This window comes from Streptomyces sp. NPDC008001 (assembly GCF_042958085.1).
GTDB lineage: Bacteria > Actinomycetota > Actinomycetes > Streptomycetales > Streptomycetaceae > Streptomyces.
This window is the reverse complement of the sequence record NZ_JBIBIZ010000001.1, coordinates 1,125,052-1,148,428: the sequence shown is the minus strand read 5'-3', so window position 1 is coordinate 1,148,428 and position 23,377 is coordinate 1,125,052. Positions and strand designations below refer to the sequence as shown.

23 protein-coding genes are annotated in these 23,377 nt (G+C 70.6%); 21 read left to right on the top strand and 2 right to left on the bottom strand.

Annotated features, from left to right (window positions below; all coding sequences use genetic code 11):
- Positions 1-25: 25 nt before the first annotated feature.
- Positions 26-1,651, bottom strand: coding sequence for an amino acid adenylation domain-containing protein (locus ACFZCD_RS04630; protein ID WP_391827780.1), 1,626 nt, complete (start codon positions 1,649-1,651; stop codon positions 26-28).
- Between the two features lie 768 nt (positions 1,652-2,419).
- On the opposite strand from ACFZCD_RS04630, the gene ACFZCD_RS04625 reads away from it, so the two are divergent.
- The 3 genes from ACFZCD_RS04625 (at position 2,420) to ACFZCD_RS04615 (ending at position 5,750) form a co-directional block, all read left to right on the top strand.
- Positions 2,420-3,475 (top strand): hypothetical protein, encoded by a 1,056-nt coding sequence (locus tag ACFZCD_RS04625; protein ID WP_391827779.1) that lies wholly within the window; start codon positions 2,420-2,422, stop codon positions 3,473-3,475.
- 25 nt (positions 3,476-3,500) lie between these two features.
- On the top strand, positions 3,501-4,115 hold the full coding sequence (locus ACFZCD_RS04620) for an SIS domain-containing protein (RefSeq protein WP_391827777.1): 615 nt from the start codon (positions 3,501-3,503) through the stop codon (positions 4,113-4,115).
- A gap of 141 nt (positions 4,116-4,256) precedes the next feature.
- Positions 4,257-5,750 (top strand): asparagine synthetase B family protein, encoded by a 1,494-nt coding sequence (locus tag ACFZCD_RS04615; protein WP_391827775.1) that lies wholly within the window; start codon positions 4,257-4,259, stop codon positions 5,748-5,750.
- A 25-nt stretch (positions 5,751-5,775) separates the two neighbouring features.
- Here ACFZCD_RS04615 and ACFZCD_RS04610 read toward each other — a convergent pair whose 3' ends face one another.
- A complete protein-coding gene (locus tag ACFZCD_RS04610; RefSeq protein WP_391827773.1) occupies positions 5,776-6,603 on the bottom strand; it encodes an HAD family hydrolase in 828 nt (275 codons plus the stop codon).
- A gap of 180 nt (positions 6,604-6,783) precedes the next feature.
- Between ACFZCD_RS04610 and ACFZCD_RS04605 the strand changes: the two genes are divergently transcribed.
- The 18 genes from ACFZCD_RS04605 (at position 6,784) to ACFZCD_RS04520 (ending at position 23,376) form a co-directional block, all read left to right on the top strand.
- Positions 6,784-7,587 carry a phosphotransferase enzyme family protein gene (locus tag ACFZCD_RS04605; RefSeq protein ID WP_391827771.1) on the top strand — a complete coding sequence of 268 codons (804 nt, stop codon included), beginning with the start codon at positions 6,784-6,786 and terminating at the stop codon, positions 7,585-7,587.
- Complete coding sequence (locus tag ACFZCD_RS04600) at positions 7,584-8,273, top strand: D-glycero-alpha-D-manno-heptose-1,7-bisphosphate 7-phosphatase (RefSeq protein WP_391827769.1); 690 nt, start codon at positions 7,584-7,586, stop codon at positions 8,271-8,273. Before ACFZCD_RS04605 ends, ACFZCD_RS04600 begins: the two co-directional genes overlap by 4 nt.
- 81 nt (positions 8,274-8,354) lie before the next feature.
- Entirely contained in the window at positions 8,355-9,674 is a 1,320-nt protein-coding gene (locus ACFZCD_RS04595; protein WP_391827767.1) for a hypothetical protein, read from the top strand.
- A complete protein-coding gene (locus tag ACFZCD_RS04590; RefSeq protein WP_391827765.1) occupies positions 9,671-10,657 on the top strand; it encodes an NAD-dependent epimerase/dehydratase family protein in 987 nt (328 codons plus the stop codon). The genes ACFZCD_RS04595 and ACFZCD_RS04590 overlap by 4 nt, the downstream gene beginning before the upstream one ends.
- An 11-nt stretch (positions 10,658-10,668) precedes the next feature.
- Positions 10,669-11,415 (top strand): NDP-sugar synthase, encoded by a 747-nt coding sequence (locus ACFZCD_RS04585; RefSeq protein ID WP_391827763.1) that lies wholly within the window; start codon positions 10,669-10,671, stop codon positions 11,413-11,415.
- Entirely contained in the window at positions 11,412-12,611 is a 1,200-nt protein-coding gene (locus ACFZCD_RS04580) for a glycosyltransferase family 4 protein (RefSeq protein ID WP_391827761.1), read from the top strand. The genes ACFZCD_RS04585 and ACFZCD_RS04580 overlap by 4 nt, the downstream gene beginning before the upstream one ends.
- Positions 12,608-13,285 carry a hypothetical protein gene (locus ACFZCD_RS04575; protein ID WP_391827759.1) on the top strand — a complete coding sequence of 226 codons (678 nt, stop codon included), beginning with the start codon at positions 12,608-12,610 and terminating at the stop codon, positions 13,283-13,285. The genes ACFZCD_RS04580 and ACFZCD_RS04575 overlap by 4 nt, the downstream gene beginning before the upstream one ends.
- Positions 13,282-14,325 (top strand): hypothetical protein, encoded by a 1,044-nt coding sequence (locus ACFZCD_RS04570; protein WP_391827757.1) that lies wholly within the window; start codon positions 13,282-13,284, stop codon positions 14,323-14,325. The genes ACFZCD_RS04575 and ACFZCD_RS04570 overlap by 4 nt, the downstream gene beginning before the upstream one ends.
- The gene (locus ACFZCD_RS04565; RefSeq protein WP_391827755.1) at positions 14,322-15,182 is read left to right on the top strand and encodes a hypothetical protein; all 861 of its coding nucleotides are present in this window, start codon (positions 14,322-14,324) and stop codon (positions 15,180-15,182) included. The genes ACFZCD_RS04570 and ACFZCD_RS04565 overlap by 4 nt, the downstream gene beginning before the upstream one ends.
- Positions 15,179-16,189, top strand: a complete 1,011-nt coding sequence (locus tag ACFZCD_RS04560; protein ID WP_391827753.1) for a 3-oxoacyl-[acyl-carrier-protein] synthase III C-terminal domain-containing protein — start codon at positions 15,179-15,181, stop codon at positions 16,187-16,189. Before ACFZCD_RS04565 ends, ACFZCD_RS04560 begins: the two co-directional genes overlap by 4 nt.
- Before the next feature lie 2 nt (positions 16,190-16,191).
- Positions 16,192-16,467: an acyl carrier protein gene (locus ACFZCD_RS04555; protein ID WP_391827751.1), complete on the top strand. Its 276-nt coding sequence runs from the start codon at positions 16,192-16,194 to the stop codon at positions 16,465-16,467.
- Positions 16,464-17,408, top strand: coding sequence for a hypothetical protein (locus ACFZCD_RS04550; protein ID WP_391827749.1), 945 nt, complete (start codon positions 16,464-16,466; stop codon positions 17,406-17,408). The genes ACFZCD_RS04555 and ACFZCD_RS04550 overlap by 4 nt, the downstream gene beginning before the upstream one ends.
- Positions 17,405-18,679: a diaminopimelate decarboxylase gene (locus tag ACFZCD_RS04545; protein WP_391827747.1), complete on the top strand. Its 1,275-nt coding sequence runs from the start codon at positions 17,405-17,407 to the stop codon at positions 18,677-18,679. Before ACFZCD_RS04550 ends, ACFZCD_RS04545 begins: the two co-directional genes overlap by 4 nt.
- Positions 18,680-18,681: 2 nt before the next feature.
- Entirely contained in the window at positions 18,682-19,092 is a 411-nt protein-coding gene (locus ACFZCD_RS04540) for a holo-ACP synthase (RefSeq protein WP_391827745.1), read from the top strand.
- Between the two features lie 8 nt (positions 19,093-19,100).
- Positions 19,101-19,535: a 3-aminobutyryl-CoA ammonia lyase gene (locus tag ACFZCD_RS04535; protein ID WP_391827743.1), complete on the top strand. Its 435-nt coding sequence runs from the start codon at positions 19,101-19,103 to the stop codon at positions 19,533-19,535.
- The gene (locus ACFZCD_RS04530) at positions 19,532-21,049 is read left to right on the top strand and encodes a class I adenylate-forming enzyme family protein (RefSeq protein WP_391827741.1); all 1,518 of its coding nucleotides are present in this window, start codon (positions 19,532-19,534) and stop codon (positions 21,047-21,049) included. The genes ACFZCD_RS04535 and ACFZCD_RS04530 overlap by 4 nt, the downstream gene beginning before the upstream one ends.
- Before the next feature lie 501 nt (positions 21,050-21,550).
- On the top strand, positions 21,551-22,243 hold the full coding sequence (locus ACFZCD_RS04525) for a 2OG-Fe dioxygenase family protein (protein ID WP_391827739.1): 693 nt from the start codon (positions 21,551-21,553) through the stop codon (positions 22,241-22,243).
- Positions 22,244-22,305: 62 nt separating this feature from the next.
- Entirely contained in the window at positions 22,306-23,376 is a 1,071-nt protein-coding gene (locus ACFZCD_RS04520) for an iron-containing redox enzyme family protein (RefSeq protein ID WP_391827737.1), read from the top strand.
- Position 23,377 lies beyond the last annotated feature (1 nt).

Sequence of the window (23,377 nt, the reverse complement as noted above, 5' to 3'; positions counted from 1 at the left end):
CCCACCTGTTGTCCGGGCACGGCAGCTACTGGCCGATCGAGCTGGTGAACATGTCGCCGACCGCACGGCGATCGGTCTTGCCGGTGTTGCCGACGGGCAGCGCTCCGAGCACCGCGATCCTGGCGGGGATCATGTAGCCGGGCAGTTTCTCCGCCAGGTGGGCGCGGACCTCGTCAGGGCCGATCGGCTGCGTGGCGCGTACCGCGAGGCACAGGACGGGATCGCGCGGCTCTCCCGCCGTCACCGCGACGGCCTCGGCGATGCCGGGAACACGCCCCGCGCACTGCTCGACCTCGCCCAGCTCGATCCGGAAGCCCCGGACCTTGACCTGTGAGTCGAGGCGGCCGAGGAATTCCACCCATCCTGCCGCGGTCCACTTGGCCTGGTCCCCCGTGCGGTACATGCGCTCACCGGTGGCGCTCCACGGGTCGGGCATGAACCGCTCCGCCGTCAGCTGGGGGTCGTTGATGTAGCCGGCGGCCACGCACGCTCCCGCGATGTACAGCTCCCCCGGCTCGCCGACGGCGCATGGCGTCAGGTCGTCCGAGAGCACGTAGTAGCGCGCGTTGTCCATGGGGTGGCCGTAGGGGATGCTCGGCCACTCGGGGTCGGCCTCCCGCACGGGAAAGTCGTTGGACCACACACATGCCTCGGTCGCCCCGCCGAGGGCGACGAGCAGCGCTTTGGGGAAGATCCGTTCCGTCAGAGCCGGTGTGGTGAGCGGAATCCAGTCGCCGCTGAGGAAGACCCGTCGCATGGTCGTGCTGGCGGGGCCGCCGCCCAGTTCGAGGAACAGCGCGACGGTGGTGAACGCTGCGGGTGCGGTGTTCCACAGGGTCACGTCGTGGCCGGTCACCACGTCGGCGACCTCCTCGGGGTCGTCCATGACCGACTGCGGGAGCAGCAGGATGCTCGCTCCGGCCGCCGGAACCCCGAACAGGTCGTAGACGGACAGGTCGAAGCTCCACGCGGCCAGTTGCAGCAGCACGTCCTCGGGGCCGACCTCGTTGCGGCGGTTGAACCACCTGACGAGATTGACGAGGCTGTCGCGCGTGACGGCGACCGCCTTCGGCGTACCGCTCGATCCGGACGTGAAGATCGTGTACGCGAGGTGGCCCAGCTCCGGCCGGGCAGCGTGCTGCGGCTGCGTCCGGCCCTCGGCGACGAGTGACAGGGTGCCGTCGGCGGCGACCTCGTGGATCGTCAGGCCGCCGTCGTGCTCGGACCACAGCCGATGGGCCAGTTCCCGGTACCCCGGGGTCACGATGAGGTGCGTCACGCCGATCGACGCCACCGCCGATACGGCCCGGGCCACCGGCCATCTCGGGTCGAGAGGAACGTAGAAGGCGTTGTGGCGCACGATCCCGTGGATGACCGCGACCGCCTCGGGCACGTGGTCGACCAGCACGGCGACGGCCTGCCGGTCCCGCACACCGATCCCGGCGAGCTGCGCGGCCACATACCGGCTCGCCCGCGCCAGGCCGGCGTGTGTGAAGGCGACGCCGGCCGTGGTCCGCACGGCGGGCCGGAGCGCGTGCCGCTCGGCGGCGGCATCCAGCAGGTCGACCGGGCTCAGGTCCGCGGAGTACGCACGAGCGGTGCTGTTCCAGCGGGCGACCTCGGGCGGATGCGCCGCAGGTTTTCCTCGCATCACTCTCCTTCCTTGTCAGGATGCCGTGTTGCGCTCATATCGGCGCGCGCCGGCCCTCCGCGAAGGCGCCGTCGACGGTGCGGTACGCACGGTCGGGCTGGGCTTCGTGACACGGCCACGGCCGGCCGCGAATCGGTGATTCTCAGTCAACTGGCCGCCGGGCCAGCAGATATGGAAAGGGTGGGGCCGCATGCACGTCACCGGCCGTTCCACCCCTCCCCCTAAGGTGAACACTCACATGTCCGACGATCAACCTACGTCGCTCTCCTTGCAGGCTGTCAAGGCCAGTTGAGCTCCGATGCTGGTGACCGACAACACTCGCCGGGCCGAGAGAGGGCTGCAGGTACGGCGCCAAACGAGCTGCCTGCAGGGGCCGTTGACTCGCGCCCGCGGTCTACACCATGGCGAGCGGACCGGCCCCGCCCGACGGTCACACCCCACCCAATACGCGACGACCACAATCGGAATTACCTACTACGTTTTCCCTTTACTTTCTTTGCCTCATTACCCAGGGTCACAGCGTGAGGATGACCACACTTGCCATCGGAGCGATCAGAATGATCTACTTCTCGCCTACCTTTCAACAAGCCGCACCTGACCGGGAGCAGATCCACCCCCGGGGTGAAGGGTTATCCGCGCATCGTCGCACCGCTTGATGATTTCGAATGCACGAACCTGCTGCGCTGCAACTCAGGCAGTAGATGCAATGACGCCTCACAGACATGACCGCTGGCCCGAAAGGGCCCTTGGAATCAGATCGAGGGCAGCGTGCAAGCGTTCCTATACCATTTCCACGGACTCGATGACCTCGACTTCTCGAGCCTTTCGCCCGATGAACTACCGAGGCTCCAGAAAGCAGCACAGGCCCGTGACTACGGCATCCTGCCCACGGTCTACCTGCGCCGGGAGAACCTGCCCCGGCTGGTGGAAGTGCTGCGCGAATACGACCGGCTGGCCCAGGCGGGCGCCGTTCCGAACATCGCGGGCTTTGCCATCGAAGGCCCCCTGCTCGGTCCGCAGGGCGGCATCCCCCGGGCCGGCCGCTGGTATCCCTCCGCCGAGGAGTGGGCCGCCATCGCGTCCCTCGGCCCTCTCGGGCTGCGCTACATCGTCATGGCACCGGACGCCCTGGACCTGACCGAAACCGTCGACGGCAGCCTGACCTTCGCCGATCTCCTCGTCAGCTTCTACGAGCAGGGTCTGCGCATCGCCGTGGGCCACTACCACCGCGACGCACCGGAGCGCAGCGCCGGACGTCTGCGCAACGTGCTCGAGTTCCTGCACGGCCGCTACAAGTCGTCGCCGTACCTGGTCCTCACCGACCACCTCTACAACGACACCCCCCGGAGCTTCACGCACGCGTGGCGCACCCCCGAGGCCCGTACGCGCAGGGACGCGGAGCTGCGCCACGTACTCGACCCCGACTGGCACGAGACGGATCTGCGGAGCCTGCTCGGTCCGGTGTCGGCGGAGATGCTGCGGGCCGCCCAGGACTCGCTCCTCTTCCCCTGCATCAATTTCGATGGCTATCACGTCGATCTCGAAATAGCCCGCCGCACGGTCGAATACCTGGGCACCGACAAGCTCATCGCCCTCACCGACCACACCGAGGTCGCGACGATGGCGCAGGAGCCCCTGGAACGCAATGCGGACAATCCGCTGTGGCTGCGTGACGACGGTGCCGTCGCCGCCGGTTCCAGTGGGTTCGAGAAGCAGCGGGAGAACATCCTCTCGCTCGGGTTCGACGAAGCCGCGGTGCGGCGGATGTTCCTCACCAACCCGGTTGCTGCGGTCGATTACCGCATCCAGCCCGCGACGGCGTGAGGAAAGCGCGAGAGGAATGAGATCCGTGGCAGCCCAGCCCTTGTCACCGCGGCGCACGGACGCGGCCGGCACAGCGACCACCTACCTGAGGGACCTGTCGGAACTGGCCCTGCGCATGGACACCGACGCCGTCGGCCGAGCCTGCCGGGAGATCGTCGACGCGGTCCTGGCCGGGCGCACCGTCTTCGTGGCGGGGAACGGCGGCAGCGCCAGTACGGCCGGCCACATCGTGTGCGACCTGCTCGGCACCTGCCGCGTCGCCGGCCATCCGCGTGCCCGCGTCATCGGTCTTGCGGACAACGCCGCCGTGCTCACGGCGCTCGCCAACGACACGTGCTTCGAGGACGTGTTCGCCCACCAGCTCACCCTCCAGGCCTCGGCCGGCGATGTCCTGCTGGTGCTGAGCGTGAGCGGCGAGTCCCCCAACCTCCTGCGGGCCGCCGAGACCGCCGAGGCACTGGGGATGTCCGTCGTCGGCTGGGTGGGTGCAACCTCCAGCAGCCTGGAGAAGTACTGCGACAGCTGTGTCGACATCGGATCCGACGACTACGGCCTGGTCGAGGACCTGCATCTCGCCATGAACCACATCGTGACGCGCGTGCTCACCGGCGGCGAACCGCGCAGGTGTCGTACGGCGTAAGTACCGCGCGCTCCGGCGCAGCGGTTGCGGGGCCGGGTCCATGCCGTGTCCACAAGGGGGAGGAACATGTGCGGAATAGCCGCGGTATGTGATGCCGGCGCCGGTCGCAGGCGGTCGCTGGCCGGCAGTGTGCTGCAAGCCATGGCGCACCGTGGACACCATGGTTCCGGCCGGCTGACCACGGACTCCGGCATGTGGGCCACCACGATGGGCATCAACCGGCTGCCCATCGTGGGTGGCGAGGCGGGGCAGCAGCCGATGGCCTCGCCCCGGGGGCGCTATCTGGTGGTCTTCAACGGGGAAGTGTTCAACCACCAGGAGCTCAGGGACCGCCTGGTCGGGGTCGCACCTTCCTGCGCCGCGCTGCCGGAGAGCGACACAGCCGTGCTCGCCGCCGCCATCGAGCACTTCGGGCCGGTCGCTGCGGTCTCCGAGCTCGTCTGGGAAGGGGTGTACCTCTGCCTGGACACCGAGAGCGGGGTTCTCTGGGCGGCCCGGGACCACCTGGGCATCAAGCCGCTCTACTGGACCGTTGCCGGCGGTTCGGTGCTGTGGGCGTCGGAGATCAAGGCGCTTGCGCCCCACGCGACCGCCGACATCGAACCGGTCGCCCCCGGAAGCCTCATGCGGTGGGCGCCGGACCGGTCCGCCGCCCCCGTCACGACGGTGTGGTGGACGCCGGCGGACCACGCGCCGCCGCCCGGGGGCACCGGCCCGTCACCGGACGGGGAGGACCAGGAAGGTGAGGCGGAGAAGACGGTCGCCCGCCTCGGTGAGCTGCTGCGCAAGGCGGTGCACCTGCGGACGCCGCGGACCCCCTATGCGGTTGCGCTCTCGGGCGGCCTGGACAGCTCGCTGATCCTCCGCCTGGCCCGGGAGGCGAACGATCAGGTGACGGCCTACGTCCTCAACCGGCCCGGCTCTCCCGACCTGCCCTATGCGGTGGAGTTGTGCCGCCGGCTGGACGTGCCCTTGGTGCAGGTCGCCGCCGCGGAGCCGGAGGAGCTGCACAAGCGGATGCCGGACGTGATCCGCACCGTGGAGACCTGGGAGTGGCAGGTGGTCAACCACGCCGCTCCCATGGCCGAGCTGATGGAGGCCATCCGGGCCGACGGCCACCGGGTGGTGCTCACCGGGGAGGGCGCGGACGAGCTGTTCTGCGGCTACCCGGGCTCGGCGGCCCTGCCGGAGAACGAGTTGCAGGCCGAGCGCCTCACCAGGGTCCGGGACCTGCACCGCACCAACTGCCGGCGGCTGGACCGCATGGGCATGCAGGCGACGCTGGAGTGCCGGGTGCCGTTCCTGGACCGCTCGGTCACCGAGTTCGCCCTCGGCCTGTCCTCGCGCTGGCTGGTCCGGGACGGCCGCAACAAGTGGGTGCTCCGCGCCGCGTCACAGGGCCTGCTTCCGCAGCGCATCTCCGCGCGCGAGAAGTTGTCCTTCGCGCGCGGCGCCGGGTACGTCTACTCGGGGAACACCGTGTCCAGCGTCTTCGGGCCGGCCGAGGAGGACGGCGCCGCGCTTCCCCCGGAGTGGGCCTCTCTGCCCCGGTATCCGAGTGAACGGCTGTTCCTGAAGCACTTCCTGGACTACGGCTACGGCCGGGCCCCGTACCTGCGCTCGCACAGTGTGTGAGGCCGCCGGCTCATGGCGAAGGGGGTCAGTGGTCCACGATGTCCAGGAGCCCGGCGAGGGAGGCGACCCGGTACGTTGGTTCGACCGGTGCCGCGACCCGGTGCTGGGTGGCCACACTGCTGTCGGGCAGCAGAGCGGTGCTCATGCCCACGGCCGCGGCCCCGGAGACGTCCTCGAACGCCCGGTCGCCCACGAACAGGCACTCCTGGGCAGGCGGGTCGCCGAGCCGGGCCAGCAGTGCGCGGAACGCATCGGGGTGCGGCTTCGCCACCGCCAGCTCACTGGAGAAGACCGTCGCCGTGAAGAAGTGGTCCACACCGTCACGGACGAGCGCCTCCCGGTGCCACTCGACCGGCCAGATGGTGTTCGAAAGGAGGCCCATGGGCACCCCCGCACTCTGCAGCGCCGCAAGCACCGCCACTGTCTCCGGGGGCACACGGGTGTACGGCTCCCAGGCCCCGCGGTAGGCGGCCACGCCCTCCGGTGTCCACGGTATTCCGGCCAGCTCGAGGACCTTCCCGAAAGTGAAGGACCGCTGCTCGTCCCGGCCTGCCCGGAATGCTTCCATTTCAGCCTCGCGAAGACGGCTCAATTGGTCTTCCGCGTTTTCTCCGGCGAGGGCTTCGACATAGCGCCGCCAGGGTTCGTCCGGGTCCATGGGCGGCATGGGAACGGTCAGGGTACCGGCAAGGTCAAAGAGGACGGATGCGAACTTCAATTTTTCTCCCGAATACTGGATACGGTGCGCCCGTGTGGCCGGCCGTGTTACCCGGAACTGCAGGCCACTGTCACGCCCACGATAAGCGAAAGCATCGGCGGCAACCTTGAAGTAAGTCACTCCACTTGTGAACATTTAGAGATCTTGGAAACGACCCCACCCGCTGATACGATGCACCGGCAAGCCGGTATAGAAACCCTTGAGAAAGCCTCGGCGCATTCCATCTCCGGAATGGTTGGGCCAGGAGACGAGAGGGCGTCAATTCCAGCCCTCCAGCAGCGCGCGGCGCACGGGAAGAGAGGCATGAGGCCGGTCATGGATGAGAAGACCGATCCCTCGGAAATTGAGCTGACGGGCGGCGGGACGACTCAGGTCGTACGCGTCGGAGAGACCGTCAGGAGAACCGTGCGGCCCTGGAGCGGTAATGTGCACCGTCTGCTGGACCACTTGAACCGGGCGGGCATCGCGGGAGTGCCCCGCTGGCACGGCATCGATGACAGCGGACGCGAGGTCCTGGACTACCTGCCCGGCACCGTCGGCAACTATCCGCTCAGCGCCGATGTACGCAGCGAGCAGGCGCTGATCACTGCCGCCCGGCTGCTGCGCAGGCTCCACGATGCCACCGCGGACCTTGCGCAAACCCTCGGCGACGGCTGGCAGGCGCCCCCGATCGATCCGGTCGAGGTGATCTGCCACAGCGACTTCGCACCGTACAACTGCGTCTTCGAGGGCCAGGAGACGGTGGGAGTCATCGACTTCGACTACGCCAGGCCGGGGCCGCGCCACTGGGATCTCGCCTACGCGCTCTACCGGTTCGCCCCGCTGACGCACCCCGCCAACGAAGACGGCTTCGGTGACCTTCGGGAACAGGCGCAGCGCGCCGGTCTCTTCCTCCGGAGCTACGGTTGCACGCCCGCAGAAGGGCAGGCAGCCGTCCGGACGGTGGCGCCTCGGCTCCAAGCCCTCGTCGATCTGATGCGCGAGTCCGCCGCGGGTGGTGACGAGAATTTCCAACGGGCCATCGACGAGGGGCACGTGGACCTGTACCTGCGCGACATCGAGTACGTACAGCGGAACCAGGACTGTCTCCTGGAAGAAGTGCCGTGCGGTGAGGCGTGAACGGGCCCCTCTACCTGCCGGGGGAGGCCGGCCCCGCGGGCGCGACCGCGGCTTCACAGCCCTCAGCGCCCGGCTCCGCCGCGCTCCTGTGCGACCGCGACGGCACCATCATCGAGAACCGTTCCGACTATGTGCGTGAGTTCGCGCACGTCAAGCTTCTGCCCGGCGCGGTGCAAGCCCTCCGCCGGGTCTCGGCGGCGGGGATATCCATCGTCCTGCTCACCAACCAGTCCCCCATCGGCCGCGGGATCCTGTCCCGGGACCACGTCCTGGGCATTCATCGCCGGCTGGTCGACGACCTCGCGTCCGCGGGCGTCCGGATCGCCGGAAGCTTCCTCTGCCCGCACGCACCGGACCGGCTCTGCGACTGCCGGAAGCCCGCACCCGGCATGGTCCACGCCGCACTCGGCAGATTCGGGCTCAACGCCTCCCGGACGCTGATGGTCGGGGATGCCGTCGAGGACATGCTCGCCGCCCGGCGCGGGGGTGTCCGCGGCGTGATGGTGCGCACGGGGCGGGGCGGGGCTCACGCGGACCGGCTCGCCGCGCACCCCGAGGCCGCGGGGACACCGGTCGTGCCCGATCTGGCCGCGGCCGTCGAGTTCGTCCACGGGCTGCCGGCGCAGGATCCGGCGACGCCTTCCGGAGATCCCACGCGGCCGCCGGCGGCCGGCCCGTCGTCCTGAGCGGCCGGGCGCCTTCCCCCGATTCCCTCGTATGCGGCCTGGCCGAACCGGGCACCCCTCGATCGCGGAGTCAGCATTCTCATGTCAGACCTCTTGATTCAGCACGACGGAACACCGCTGAGCGGGAAGATCCGGCTGGACGGCGCGAAGCACGCCTTCGCCCATGCCCTGGCCTGTGCCGCCCTCGCCGATGAGGGCGTCCTCGACGACGTCCCCGACCATGTCGACGCCCGGGCCCTGCGCAGCGCGCTGTCCCTGGTCTTCGGCCGGGTGGACTACGAGACCGCAGCCCGGCGGCTGTCCTTCGGCGAACCGCTGCACCCGCCGCGCGTGACGATATCCGGCGAACTGGCCGGCCGCTCCCGTTCGCTGTTCTGCCTCCTGCCGGCGCTGCTGGCGCGCGCCGGGGAAGTCGTGGTGGAAGCCGCGCCGCAGGGCTGCCGGATCGGTCAGCGGCCCACCGAGTGGTACACACAGATCCTGTCGCAGTTCGGGGTCGAGTCGCGCGCCGAGGGGACGGCCATCGTTCACACGTGGCGCCGCCGCCACGCCGCGCGAATCGCGTTCGACTACCCCTCGATGACGGGCACGGTCATCGCCCTGGCCGCCGCGGCGGTGTCTCCCGGAGCGACCTCGGTGACCAACGCCTCCGTCGAGCCGTCCTGCGCGGAGCAGTTGTCCTGCCTGCGGGCGATGGGCGGCAGAGCGACGGGGACACTGCCGGACGTACGGATCGAGGGCGCCGGGACGTACTCCCGCGTTCAGTGGGCCGTGGGCCCCGACCGGATCCACGCCGTCACCTACCTGACCGCCGGGCTGCTGACCCGGGGCGAGGTCACCGTCTCCGGCGCCGGGCCACTGGACATTCCCCGCTACGTGGAGTTCCTGGACCGCACGGGGGCGCTCGGCGAGGTGACGGCGGACAGCGTCACCGCCGCGTTCCCCGGCTCCGGTTCCCTCCGCCCGGTGGACCTCGCCGCGGGGTCCGAGCCGCTGTTCAGCAGCGACTGGGTGGCCTTCACCTCCCTGCTCCTCGCGATGCGGGGGCAGGGCCGCAGCACGCTCAGCGACGACGTGTTCCCGGGACGCTTCCAGTACACGGAGAATCTGACGGCGCACGGACTGGACGGCATCTCGCTGCGGCACGCACCGCGCGGTGGCCGTTCCGCCGTCCACGCCGACATCCGGGCCAACGGCCGTGATCGCCTCCGTGGTGGCGACCTGGGATCCTGCGCCGACATCCGGGGCAGCGTGTCCCTGGTGCTCGCCGCCCTCGTGGCCGACGGGCCGTGCGTGGTCCGGGACGACTTCCACATCCGGCGGGGCTACACCGACCTCCCCGGCGATCTCTCCGCACTCGGTGTCCACGACATCACGACCCTGGAGGAGCAGAACTCATGAGCAGGATCGTCGTCACCGGCGGAGGCGGCTTCATCGGCTCGCACATCGTCGACCGGCTGCTCGATCAACAGCACGAGGTCCTGGTCGTCGACGACTTCTCGACCGGCGACCCGCGCAACCTGGCCGCGGCACGGGAGGCGCACGCCGGCCTGACCGTTCTGCGGGCCGACGTCGCGGACCCGGGGACGGCCGACGCCGTGGCGGACTTCGCGCCCGACGCCATGCTGCTGCTGGCAGCCCAGTTCAGCGTCAAGGTCTCCATGCGCGACCCGCTGCTGGACGCGCGGGTCAACGTGATCGGTCTCGTCAACATGCTCGAGGCCGCGCGGCGCGGGGGCTGCCGCAAGGTCGTGTTCGCCTCCAGCGGCGGGACGATCTACGGGCAGGCCGCCGAGGAGGAGGCGCTCCTCACGGAGACCACTCCGCGGGTACCGGAGTCGTTCTACGGCCTGACGAAGTCCGCCGCCCTCGACTATCTGCGCATCTACCACCGGATCCACGGCCTGGAGTACGCCGCGCTCGCCCTGGGCAACGTCTACGGCCCGAGGCAGACACCGTTCGGAGAGGCCGGCGTCATCGCCATCTTCGCGCAGCGCATGCTGGACGGGCGCCCGTGCGTCATCAACGGCGACGGGCTGACCACACGTGACTACGTGCACGTCAGCGACGTGGCCGACGCCTTCGTGCGGGCCGTCGGCGCCGGACACGGCCTGATCAACATCTCCTCGGCCACGGAACACTCCGTACAGGAGATCCATGACGCGGTCCGGCAGGAGACCGGTGGCACCGAGCCCCCGCGTTTCGGCCCGGCCCTGCCGGGAGAGGTGCGCCGGGTGCGCCTGGACAACTCCCGCGCCCTCGAACAGCTGGGCTGGGCTCCTCAGGTGCCCCTGCCGAGCGGCATACGCAGCGTGGTCGGCTGGCTGAGGGCGGAAGCCGCGGCCCGTCCGGCGGGAGTGAACGGGACGGAGACGGCCGTATGAGGCTCGCCGGGATGATTCTGGGAGCCGGGCTCGGGAGCCGCATGGGCGACCTGACGGCGGACACGCCCAAGCCCCTCCTCGAAGTGGCCGGGAAGCCGCTCCTCGGGCACCTCACGGACCGTCTCGTCCAAGCGGGCGTCGCGGAGATCTTCGTCAACCTCCACTACCGGGCCGAGCGCATGCGCGCCTATCTCCAGGCACATCCGGTGTCCGTGCCCGTCCACGCCCGCACGGAACCGGAACTGACGGGTCCCGCCGGTGCGTTGCGCCTGTTCGCTACGGAGCTGCGGGAGTACGACGCCGTGCTGGTCGCCTCGGCGGACGTCATCGTCGGGGAACCGCTCGGCGGACTCGTCGCCACACACCTCGCAAGGCCCGCTCCGCTGACCTTCGCCTGCACCCGGGTCCGGGAGGCACGCAGGTACGGCGTGCTGGACATCGGCACGGATGACGAGGTCCGGGGCGCGCAGGAGAAACCCGATGTCCCGGACGACGACTACCGGTGGATCAGCGCCGGCGTCTACTGCCTGGACCCCCGGGTGATCAGCCGGATCCCCGGCGACCGCGTCTACGACTACGCGAAGGACCTCGCTCCGGCCCTGATCGCCGACGGCCGGCGGGTCGGCGTGCACCGGCTCGGCGGCTACTGGCGGGACGTGGGCACCCCGGAGGCGCTGGACGCGGCCCGCGCGGACGCCGCCGCGGGGCGCATCCCCTGGCTCGGCGCCGTGACGGCGGGGACGGAGGCGCAACGGTGAAGATCCTGATGCTCACCTCGACCTACGAACCCCTGACCGGCGGCGCGGAGACCTATGCCCGGCTGCTGTGCGAAGGGCTGGCGGAGCGCGGCCACGACGTGGTCGTCGCGACCGACGGATCGTGGCTCGACGGCCTCCCGCTCACCTCTCAGGAGCCCGCCGGCCGGCTGCTCAGGCTGCGGGAGTTCGCCGGGCGCGTGGACGCGCGCGACAAGGTGAAGTGGCGCCAGATGCAGTACTCCGTCCTGGACGAGCTCGGCGGAGCCCTGGCCGGCGAGAAGTTCGACGTCGTCCATGCGAACAGCCACGAGACCCTGGTGCTGGCGAGCATGGTGGCCCTGGACATGAACGCCGCACTGGTCTGTTCCCTGCACGAGCAGAACCCCGGCCTGGAGCAGTACGGCGAAGGCCGCTGCCGGCTGTCCTACCAAGTCCTGCCCGTCGACATGTACTTCGCGGCCAGCCGCTTCTACGCGGACCGCGCCGTCGGCTACGGCGTACCGGCCGACCGGTTGCGTCTCGTCTACCACGGCGTTCCCGCGGTGCCTGCCGACGCTGCGGTCCGGGCCGCGCTGCGCCGGCGGTACGGGGTCGTGGACGGCCGGCGACTGGTGGTGCTGCCCGGCCGCGTCTACACCCGCAAGGCCCAGCTCGACCTGGCGGCGGCGCTGCCGGCCGTCGTCGCCCGCTGCCCCGACGTCCAGGTGCTGCTGGCCGGCCGGGTGTCGGACTTCGCCTACGAGGAGCGCATGTGGGAGCTCCTCCGGAGTCTGGGGGTCGCCGACCGGGTGACGCTCCGGCAGGACCTGGGCGCCGCCGATATGCCCGGTGTCTACGCGGCCGCCGATCTCGTGGTCCAGCCCTCGCTCGAAGAGGGGCTCGGACTCGCGGTGATCGAGGCCATGAGCGCCGGCAAGCCCGTCGTCGGGACGGAGGTCACCGGCATCAGCGAGGTGATCACTCACGGGGTCAACGGCCTGCTCGTCCCCCCGTCCGACCCCGGGCGGCTGGCCGAGGCCATGGTGCGGGTGCTCTCCGACCCGGAACTTGCCGCGTCGCTCGCATCCGGTGCCCGGGCCTGCGCGGAGGAACGATTCAGCCAGGACCGTATGGTGACGGACACCCTCACCGGTTACGACGCCGCGCTCGCACGCCGGCGGTCACATGCGAACGACGGCCCGGGGAGACAACGGTGACCGGCAGGACGCCGATGCGCAGGCGGGAGCCGTGGCCCGCGGCCGCCCAGGTGCTGCTGCGGCACGTGTCCGGCCGGCGCACCTGGTGCGCACTGCCGGTCACGGTGCTGCACGACGGCCCCGATCGCGCCGTCCTGCGCATCCACGAAGGCACGGACTGGCTCGCGGCGTTCGACCGACGGGGGCGCCGGGCGCACGGCTGGCAGCGCGGCTGGCGGCTGCACCCCACCACGTGGCGCGGCGACCACGGCACGTATGTGATCGAGTGGGGCCGCTGGTACGGCACGGCGGTCTTCTCCGATCCGGTCACCCAGCGGGTGCGCAAGTGGTACGTCAACTGCCAGGATCCCCTGCGCCGGACGGCCTGGGGCTTCGACACCATGGACCGGGAACTGGACGTCGAGCTCCCTGCGAGCGAGCGGTCGCCGCGCTGGAAGGACACGGACCGGTTCCGGCGGCTGGTCGACAGCGGCCACCTCGGCCGGCACACCGCACGCATCATCGTGCGGGAGGCCAGGACGGCGCGGAAGCAGCTCACCGACCCCGGTGTCCGGGACGCGCTCGCCCGGTGGGCCACCTGCCGTTACGACGCGCCCGGCCTGGCGCGGACCCTCGCCGCACGACCGGCACCCGACGATCTCGCACGCTTCGCCCCGGGAGGGCTCAGCTCATGAGCGACCCTGCACCGACCGGCCCCCTCTCTTCCCTCGTGCTCGCGCGGGCTCCGCTGCGGATCTCGCTGGCGGGTGGCGGCACCGATCTGCCGAGCTACGCGGACCAGTTCGGCAGCACCGTCGTCAGCCTGGCCATCGACCAGTACGTCGGCGTCACCGTGCACCCCCGCAGCTTCGACGGAGGCATCCACTTCACCGGCGAGGTGACCGAGCACGTGCCGGACGCGCACAGCATGCGGCACCGCTTCGCACGTGCCGCTCTGCTGCGCACCGGCACCCTGCGCAATGCCCAGATCGCCGTATGCGCGGACGTGCCCAGCGGCACCGGCCTCGGTGGTTCGGGGGCCTTCACCGTGGCCCTCCTGCACGCGCTGCGCTGCCCGGAGGACCCACGGCCCGCGGCCCTGGCCGAGGAGGCCAGCGCCATCGAAATGATCGACCTCGCCCGTCCCGTCGGCAAACACGACCACTACATGGCGGCGTTCGGCGGCATCAGGGCGCTGCGCATCGACCGTTCACGCCGGATCGAGCCGGAGAAGGTCGACGTGCCCGGCGGTGTCCGCCGCTACGTCCGCGACCGGCTCCTGCTCTTCTACACCGGCATGAGCCGTGACGCCGGCCAGACGCTCACCGGGCAGGACCAGCTGACCCGGCACGGCAACCCGGTGACGCTCTCGTCGCTCCACGCGATCGGCGCCCTCGCCGAACGCATGCTCGACGCCCTCCGGTCCGGGCGCGTCGACGAGGTCGGCCCCCTTCTGCACGAGCACTGGGCCAGCAAACAGCGGCTCAGCGAGGGGGTGTCCAATCCCCGGATCGACGCGCTCTACCGGACGGCCATGGCCGCGGGCGGCGACGGCGGAAAGCTCCTGGGTGCCGGCGGCGGTGGATTCCTGCTGATCAGCGCCCGTGCCGGACGCAGTGAGGAACTGCGGGCCGCGATGGCCTCCGAAGGTCTGCGGGAGCTGTCTTTCGACCTGGCGGACAGTGGCTCCCACGCCACCGGTCTGCCTTTGCGCAACGGAGGAGGGACCGGATGACGGTGCGACTGGTGCGGGACGACCTCAGCTCCCGCGAAGTGTTCGTCGCAAGCAACCGGAACAACCGGCCTCAGTCCGGCGGGGAGGAGTGCCCCTTCTGCCCGGGCGGGCTGGAAGCACCCGAGACGGTCACCGGGCCCTACGCCTTCCCCAACCGGTGGCCGCCCCTGGCGGCGGGCCGGTGCGAGATCGTGGTCCATGGCACAGGACACGAGCTGGACTTCTCCCGGATGAACGCGGCGCAGGCACGTGCCGTCATCGACGTGTGGGCCGAGCGCGGCAGCGCCCTGAGGCAGCGGTACACCCCGCCCGTCGTGCTGGTCTTCGAGAACCGCGGCCCGGAGGCGGGAGCGACGGTCGCCCACCCGCACAGTCAGATCTTCGCGCTCCCGACGCTGCCGCCGCTGCTCCAGGACCCGCCGGCACTACGCGACTGCCCCGCCTGCCGGGAGACCCGGGCCGAACTCCACGTCGAAACGGTACGGGGCTGGTCCGTCACCGTTCCCGAGGCGTCGCCCGCCCCGTACACCCTGCGACTGACCCCGGAGGGGCACAGGACCCGCCTGGACGAGCTCGGCGGGGATGAGAGGGACGGACTGACGGAGGCCCTCACGCGCGGCGTGCGGGCGCTCGACGCCCTCTTCGGCCGGCCGATGCCCTATCAGCTGTGGGTCGCCCAGACCGCTTCACACCATCTGGGCGTCACCATCGCGGGACTTCGGCGCACGCCCGACCGGCACCGCGTCCTCGGGGCGGCGGAGCTGGCCACCGGCCTCTACTTCAGCCCCCTCACGGCGGAACACGCCGCGACCGCACTCCGCGCGGCCTTCGCGCACGACCGGAAGGCCGGAGCATGAACACTCTTCCGATCACGCTGGCGGCGGTGGACTCGTTCCTCCCCCGCACGGAGTCCACGATCGACGAAGTGCTGGACGACCACGGGTTGTCGGCCGCGCAGATCCGGGTCTTCCGCCGGGTGCACGGCCTGGACAAGCTGCGACTCGACCCCGGCCTCGGCCTCTTCGACCTGCTGCTGCCGGCCGCCAGGAGCGTGCTGGCCGGGGTCGCGCCCGAGCGCGTCCGGTTCATCATCTACACCCATGCCCTCCAGCAGGTGACACCGGTCGGCATCGACGCCGCGCAGGTCCTCGCCTCCGCCCTCGGCCTGCCGCATGCCGACGCCTTCGCCCTGACCCAGCACAACTGCGCCCAGGCGCTCACGGGTATGGACCTCGCCGGCGAGCTGCTCCGCGCCGAGGGGGCCGAGGGCGACTGCGCATTGATCATCTCCGGGGACCGGGTGTTCACCCCGCTCATTCAACTGGACTACGCCCTGGGGCAGTTGCTCGCCGACGGTGCGGCGGCCTGCCTCGTCTCCCTGGGCGGCCCCGGCGATGTGATCCGCTCCCATGCGGCGCGCAGCGACGACGAGTCCTCCGGGGCTCCGGCGCGGCAGGCCGGTGTGGTCGGGCCGGAACTCCTCGCCGAGACCATGTGCCGGGCCGTCGCGGACGCGGGACTGGACCTCGCCGACATCGACCTCGTGATCCCGCACAACGTGAACATGACGTTCTGGCGGCAGACTGCGAAGGTGCTCGGCATTCCCAGGGAGAAGATCTTCCTGGAGAACATCGCGCGCTACAGCCACTGCTTCTCGGCCGACCCCCTCATCAACTACAGGACGCTCGCCGACGCGGGCCGGCTCGTGGCCGGCGGGAACTACCTGATGGCCGCGGTGGGTGTGGGAGGCAGCTACGGCGCGACCGTCCTCTCGCGTCCCTCCTCCCACCCGCAGCGCCGCAGCATCCAGCCGCCGCCCCGGCCCGCACCACAGCCCCGGCCCGACTCCGCAGGAGACAACTGACCATGGACCACCGCACTGTCGTCTCCGCCATCGAGGCCGGCATCAGCGAGTCGCTCAACCGGCCGGTGACGGGGCTCACCGACGACACCCGCCTCTTCGAGGACCTGCACCTCGATTCCACCACCAGCCTGGAACTGCTGATGGCCATGGAGGACACCTTCGGGCTGCTCGTCGACCCGGACACGCTGGACATGGACGACTTCAGGACCGTGGGCAGCTTCGCGGCCTTCGTGCTGCGCGAACTGCAGGCCTCCCCGGCCGGGGAGGAGCGGGCATGACCACAGGGCTGCGCATCAAGGCCGGCGCGGCGGTTGCCCCAACGGCCCACAAGGCCTGGGTCCCGGCCCCCGAAGAACTGATGTACATCCAGGACCTGTACCGGCCGTTCGGGATCCGCGCCGACGAAGGCCTGCTGAAGTCCGGCGCCGGGATCAGCCACACGGACCTGGCCCGGCTCCTGCTGGAGCACGACCCGGGCACCACCGCAACGGCGCAGCACGCGGACCTCGTCGTGGTGGCCCACGGCCTCCCCGACCTCCATCCGTTCACCCCGGTGTCCCCGTACGTGCTGCACCGGCTCGGAGGCACCGGCCTGCGCTTCGCAGTCTCGGAGCAGGGGGCCTCCGCACCGTTCACCGCGCTGCGGATCGCTTCGGCGTTCCACCGGTCGGGGCGGGCCCGCACCACGGCCGTCGTGATCGTCGAGCAGAGCACCCATCCCGCGCGGGACGCGGCTCTCGACCGCGCCGGTCCCACCGACTCCGGGGCTCTCCTGGTGCTGAGCGCAGAAGGTGACGGCGAGCACGCGGGCCTGCGGATCGACGCGGTATCCGCCGTTCGCGCCGCAAACGAGGCGCAGGCGACGGCATGCCTGAGCCGGGAACTGTCCCGGTACCGGGCCGAAGGAAGCACGCCGCGCACCCTGGCCGTACTCGGCCCGCACGTCTCCCCCGGCCTGCAGATACCGGACGGGATCGCCGTGCACCGCGTCGACCGGCCCGGGTACAGCACGGGCGTCTGGCGGGAACTCGCCGAGCGGCACGCCGACTGGGCGGGCTCGTACGACCAGGTCGTGCTGTGCGAGACCGACGCCCTGCGTCCGGAGCGCGCCGACCTGCTGGCCCTCCGCGGCCCCCGACGCGACGAGCGGGCGGACCGGCGTGCCGCGGGCCTGCCCTCCGGAGGCTGCCGCCCGGGCAGTGAGGAGGACCCGGCATGAACGAGCACGAGTTCCACGTCCAGGGGCTGGCGGTCTCGGCCCTCGCCGAGGAGTTCGGGACCCCCCTCTTCGTGTACGACACGGATGTCGTCGGAGCGGCCTACAGGAGGCTGCGGGAGGGCCTCCGCCCGGCCGTGGACATCATGTACTCGCTGAAGGCCAATCCGAACATCAGCGTCTGCGCCTACCTGCGGTCACTCGGCGCAGGTGCGGAGGTGTCCTCGGAGGCGGAGCTGGTCACCGCCCTGCGGGCGGGTGTCGCACCGTGCGACATCATCTTCCTCGGCCCGGGCAAGACCCGCCGGGAACTCCGGGCGTGCATACGGGCCGGCATCCGCGCGGTGGTGTGCGAATCCCTCGGGGAGCTGCGACTGCTCGACAGCCTCGCGGCGGAGGCCGGCGACGCCGGGCGCGTGCCGGTGATGCTCAGGATCAACCCGGGCTTCTCCGCCCCGGGTTCGGGTCTGGCCATGGGCGGCAAGCCGCGCCAGTTCGGCATCGACACGGACACGGTGCGCCGTTCCCGCGACGAGTTGTCCGCCCTCCGCCATGTCCGGATCACGGGCATCCACGCCTACGTGGGGACGCGGTTCCTGCGGCACGAGCACGTGGTCCACAACACCCGCGGCATCCTGGACGAGGCCGCACGGCTCGCCGCCGATCTGGCGCTGCCGCTGGAAACCGTCGATTTCGGCGGGGGCGTCGGGGTCGCCTACTTCGACAACGAGAAGGACCCGGACGTCCAAGAGCTCGTCTCCGGCGTCAACGAGGCGGTGGACGACTTCTCCCGGAACCACCCGGGCTGCCGGTTCATCATGGAGGCCGGACGCTGGCTCACGGCCGCAGCAGGGACGTACGTCGTGCGGGCGCTCGACGTCAAGGAGTCCATGGGCGAGTCGTTCGTGGTGGCCGACGGCGGCACCCACCATCACATGGCGGCCGTGGGGGTCGGGAGTTTCGTCCGGCGCAACTTCCCCATCAGGGTCCTCAACCGCCTGGGGCAGCCGACGACCGCGCGCTACACGGTCACGGGTCCTCTCTGCACGCCCAATGACGTCCTGGGCAAACGGGTGGAGCTGCCCGTCGTCCGGCCGGGCGACCTGCTGGGCGTCGCCTGTTCGGGCGCCTATGGTCCGACCGCTTCACCGGGGCGCTTTCTCAGCCACGGCTACCCCGCCGAGGTCCTGGTCCACCAGGGCCGTGCCCATCTCGTCCGCAGACGGGACACCGTCGAGGACCTGCTGTCGCCGCAGCGGCTCGTGGAGCTGTAGCCGTGGCGGCGGCACGCAGGCAGGAGATCCACGCCCGGCCGGGCGTGGACGTCCTGTACGTCGGCGAGCTGGACCGGCTGTCGGCCCGCCCCTGGTTCCTCGGCTTCGCCTACAGCGAATGGGAACGCGGTTTCGCCGACACGCTCGGGCCCGCCCGGAGGCGCGAGTTCCTGGCGGGCCGCTTCGCGGCGAAGGAAGCGGTCGTCAAGGCGCTCGGCCACGGCTTCGGCCGGGGCATCACACCGCGGCAGATCGAGATCGGCCGCCTGGACGACGGCGGGCCGGTCGTGCGGCTCTCCGGCCGGGCCGCCGGCCACGCCGCGGAGACCGGTGTCGGCGGGCTCGCCGTGTCGATCGCCCACAAGAACGGACTCGTCATCGCGGTCGCGCTCACCCACCCAATCCTGGAGTGACAACCTCAATGCCAACATCCTCCGACATCACAGCCCGGACACGGCTGCGACTGGGGCAGCAGGACGCCCACTACGGCGGCGGTCTGGTCGACGGTGCCCGCGTGCTCCGCATCTTCGGGGACCTCGCCACCGAGATCGGGATCCGCTCCTGCGGCGACGAAGGGCTGCTGTCCGAGTACACGGGGCTGCGGTTCACCGCGCCGGTGTACCCGGGCGATTTCATCGATGCCACCGCCCGGCTGGTCCGCCGTGCCCGATTGCGCTGCTTCATCGAGTTCGAGGCGCACAAGGTGATCGCCTCCCGCTACGACCAAGGCCCGTCGCGTGCCGAGCTGCTCGACCCGCCGGTCCTCGTCTGCCGGGGAGAAGGAACGCTGGTCCTGCCCGTCTCCGCGGTGTCCAGGTACCGGGCCGTACCGCAGACCCCGGAGGCCGCACGGTGACCGGGCCTGCCACGCTTCTGCACGACCTCCTCGACGCGGCCGGCCGCCGGTGGCCCGACCGGGTCGCGGTGTCCGACGACGAGACCTCGCTCACCCATGCCGAACTGGCCCGGCGCAGCCGCACCCTGGCCACCGCCCTGCACGCCCTGGGCCTTCGGCGCGGCGACCGGATGGTCCTGGCCCTGCCCACCGGCACCCTGATACCGGCGCTGGCGTTCGCCGCGTCGCGGCTCGGGGTGGCGTTCTCCGTCCTGCACGAGCAGGTACGGGGCGTACCGCTGGCCCATGTGCTGGACGACTGCCGGCCCGCGCTCGTGGTCTCCGACGACGACGATGCCCTGGCCGCCGCGGCGGAACGGGGAATCGCGGGTGTGACACCGGCCGGGTTCGACGCCGCCGGCCCGGACGGCGGAGGCGGACACGGCCAGCCCGCCGAGGGAATGGCCGGGCCTCTTTCAGCCGACCCGGTGTGCCTCATCTACACGTCCGGCACCACCTCGGCCCCCAAGGCCGTCGTGAGCACCCATGACCAGGCCGTCTTCGCCGTCACGGCAATCCAGGAAGTCCTGGGGTACAGGGCGGACGACGTGGTCTACTGCCCGCTGCCGCTCTCCTTCGACTACGGCCTCTATCAGGTGTTCCTGGGGGCTTGCTCGGGTGCCCACGTCCGGCTCGGCGGGCAGCGCGACACAGGTCCGGCCCTCCTGCGCAGGCTGGTGGCTTGCGGGGCCACCGTCCTGCCCATGGTGCCGTCCGTCGCCGACAACCTGGCCTGGCTGCTGCGCCGTTCCTCGGGCGGGTGTCCGGATCTGCGGATGCTGACCAACACGGGTGCGCACGTCTCCGCGAAGACCTTGGCGGAACTCCGGGCCTCGCTGCCGGGGGCAGCGGTCCATGTGATGTTCGGGCTGACCGAGTGCAAGCGGGCCACCATCATGCCCGCCGACGGCGACCTGGAACGGCCCGGTTCCTGCGGACTGCCGTTGCCGGGCACGGAAGTGGTCGTCTGCGACGAGGCCGGGGAAGAACTGCCGACGGGCGAGATCGGTGAGCTGACGGTGCGTGGACGGCATGTCATGGCAGGTTACTGGCAGCGCCCCGAGCTGACCGCTGCGCGCTTCCCCCGCCGGCACGGCCTCTTTCCGGAACTGCGCACGGGTGACTACGGCTGGATCGATGCCGACGGCTATGTGTATTTCGTCGGCAGGCGCGACGACCTCTACAAGGAACGCGGGTTCCGTGTCAGCACCACGGAGGTGGAGGCCGCGGCCCGGCGGGTGCCGGGAGTGGACAGGGCGGTGGTCCTCCCTCCGGACGGCGAACGCACGGCGGAACTGGTCGTCGTCTCCTCCCTCGCGCCGGAAGAGGTCCTCACCCTGCTGCGCGAGCAGATCGAGCCGATGAAGATCCCGCGCCGCTGCACCGCCGTGGAAGACCTTCCGCTGAACAGCAATGGCAAAGTCGACCGCAGGGCCCTCGCAGAGCGGCTCAAGGGTGACCAGAGCCGCTCGTGAACGGTGTTCGTGCGGATCTCACGGCCGGCTGCTGCACATCTTCCGGCTGCCCGGCTCCCCGGGTTCTACGACTACCTCATGACCTCTGCAAAATGCCACATGCCATGCCGGTAAATCCTCGCGCCCAGGTTCCCGAGGTCCGTGGTGACACAGACCACAAGGGCGATTGGCCCCAACGCCCGTTAAACTGCCATGAGTTCGCCGCCGCAACTGCTCGGATTCGCTTTGGATTCAAGCTCCGCAGCGAACTTGTGAGCGCGCCACCGGTCACTCGCAAGAATTTGCTTTCACGGCAAAAATGCCGAGGCGCGGGTGGATTGCTTCGCGGGCCCCGAGGGCGGTGATGTGCTCTCCGCCGGGCTGCTGCCCATGCCGTCACCGGCCGGCCGGACGCCCGCCCATGCACGCGCCGAGAAGCGCTGTCAGGACCAAACCACCGGGCAGCGGCCACCCCGCAACGCCCACTCACACGGATCACCACCTCCTCACGAGGGAGCACCCATGCCGATCAGCACCCGAGGATTCACCGTCATCGACCTGCCCGCCGCACCCGCGGAGCTCCTGGAGAGCTACGACGACCTTCCGGTCGACGAGTACATGGGCAACGGCACACGTTTCAAACGGTTCTCGCAGTACCGGTTGTCCCCCGCCGAGGGCGGCAACTGGAACTTCGAGCTGCTGCCCCATCGGGACTACACGGCGTACAAGAAGTTCAACAAGGCCGCCGGAGGCATCCGCAGGGTTTACGAGCCCGTGAAGGCCGACTTCACCGGCCTGATCTCCACGGGGATCTCCGCCCTCGGCCTCGACCGGGGCGAGGACTGGCAGATCAACGTGCACCAGAACCGCACGCGGGCCGAGGCCGGCCGCCCCGGGCCGCTGACTCCCGAGGGCGTGCACCATGACGGCCACGAGTTCGTCATGATCGCCGTGCTGCGCCGGGAGAACGTGGGAGGCGGCCGGACCCGGCTGTGGAACCCCGGTGCGGACGAGCCCTTCTGGTCCGGGACGCTGCAGGCGGGCCAGGCCGTGCTCCTCGACGACAAGGCCATCGCCCACGACGTGACGGACGTGGTCTCCGCGGACGGCCGGCCCGGGCACCGGGACATCGTGATCGTCGCCTTCTCGCGTTGGCGGCACAAGTGGTACGGCGACGAGCACGACTCCGCCGCCCTGTCCGAGGACGCCGGCTGACCCCGGCCCCGCCCCTCCTCCCCCACCATCACCCCTCACCGAGAAGATTGCGCTGATTCCGCATGCCTGAAAACCGGAAGAACCTGCTCGCCGCGGGCCCGCTGTCCGCGGTTCGCGCGCTGGAGTCCTGTACCGCCGGCGAATTGGCCCTGCTGACCGAGGACTACGCGTTCCGCAGCCGACTGGCCACCGCGTGCAAGGAGATCGCCGAGCGCGCGTACGGGCAGAACGACCGCACCGCGCTCGCCGAGGTGCACGAGCTCCTCGCCCACGTCTACGACCGGGACTTCACCGGTGTGGACATCACCGACGTCGACCACGAACGGCAGCCCCTCCTGCGGGACGTGGCCGCGATCCTGGAACAGGCCATGCTGGGCCACGAGCTCTCCCGCATCGACGAGGAGACCGTCACGGGACACCCCCGGTCCGGACCGGAGTACGTCCGCTGGCTCAAGGACCTCGTCAACGCACACCCCGCCGGATGGCACCCGCTCTACCACGAACACATCGCACAGCGAGGCACCCGGGAGGACCTGCGGCTGCTGCTCGCCCAGGAGACCAACCTCGACCCCCGCTTCGACGACATCCTCGCCTCGATGCAGATGGGCCGGACCGGCGGCGAGAAGATGGAGATCGCCGCCAATTACTGGGACGAGATGGGCAACGGCGACACAGGGCTGGTCCACACCAGCCTCTTCGCCCGGACCCTGGATGCCATCGGTGCGGACCGCGCCTTCATCCGGGACAGTTTCATGCTGGAGGCCGGGATCTCCGGAAACCTCTCCGCCTGCCTCGGGCTCGCCCGCCGGCACTACTACAAAGCCGTGGGCTACTTCGGTGTGACGGAGTACCTGGCGCCCCGCCGCTTCCGCTGCGTGGTCGACACCTGGCGCAAGCTGGGCCTGCACGAAGCCGGCATCACCTACCACGACCTCCACATCGGCGTCGATGCCGGTCACGCCTCCGGCTGGTTCAAGAACGTCGTGGCGCCGCTGGTGGACGGCGACGCCCGGATCGGCCGGGACATCGCCCTGGGGGCGATGATCAGGCTCAACACCTCCCAGGACTATCTCGACGAACTGCTGCGGCGCATGCGGGACCGGTCCCCCGTCGCGGTCGGCGCGGAAGCCTGAG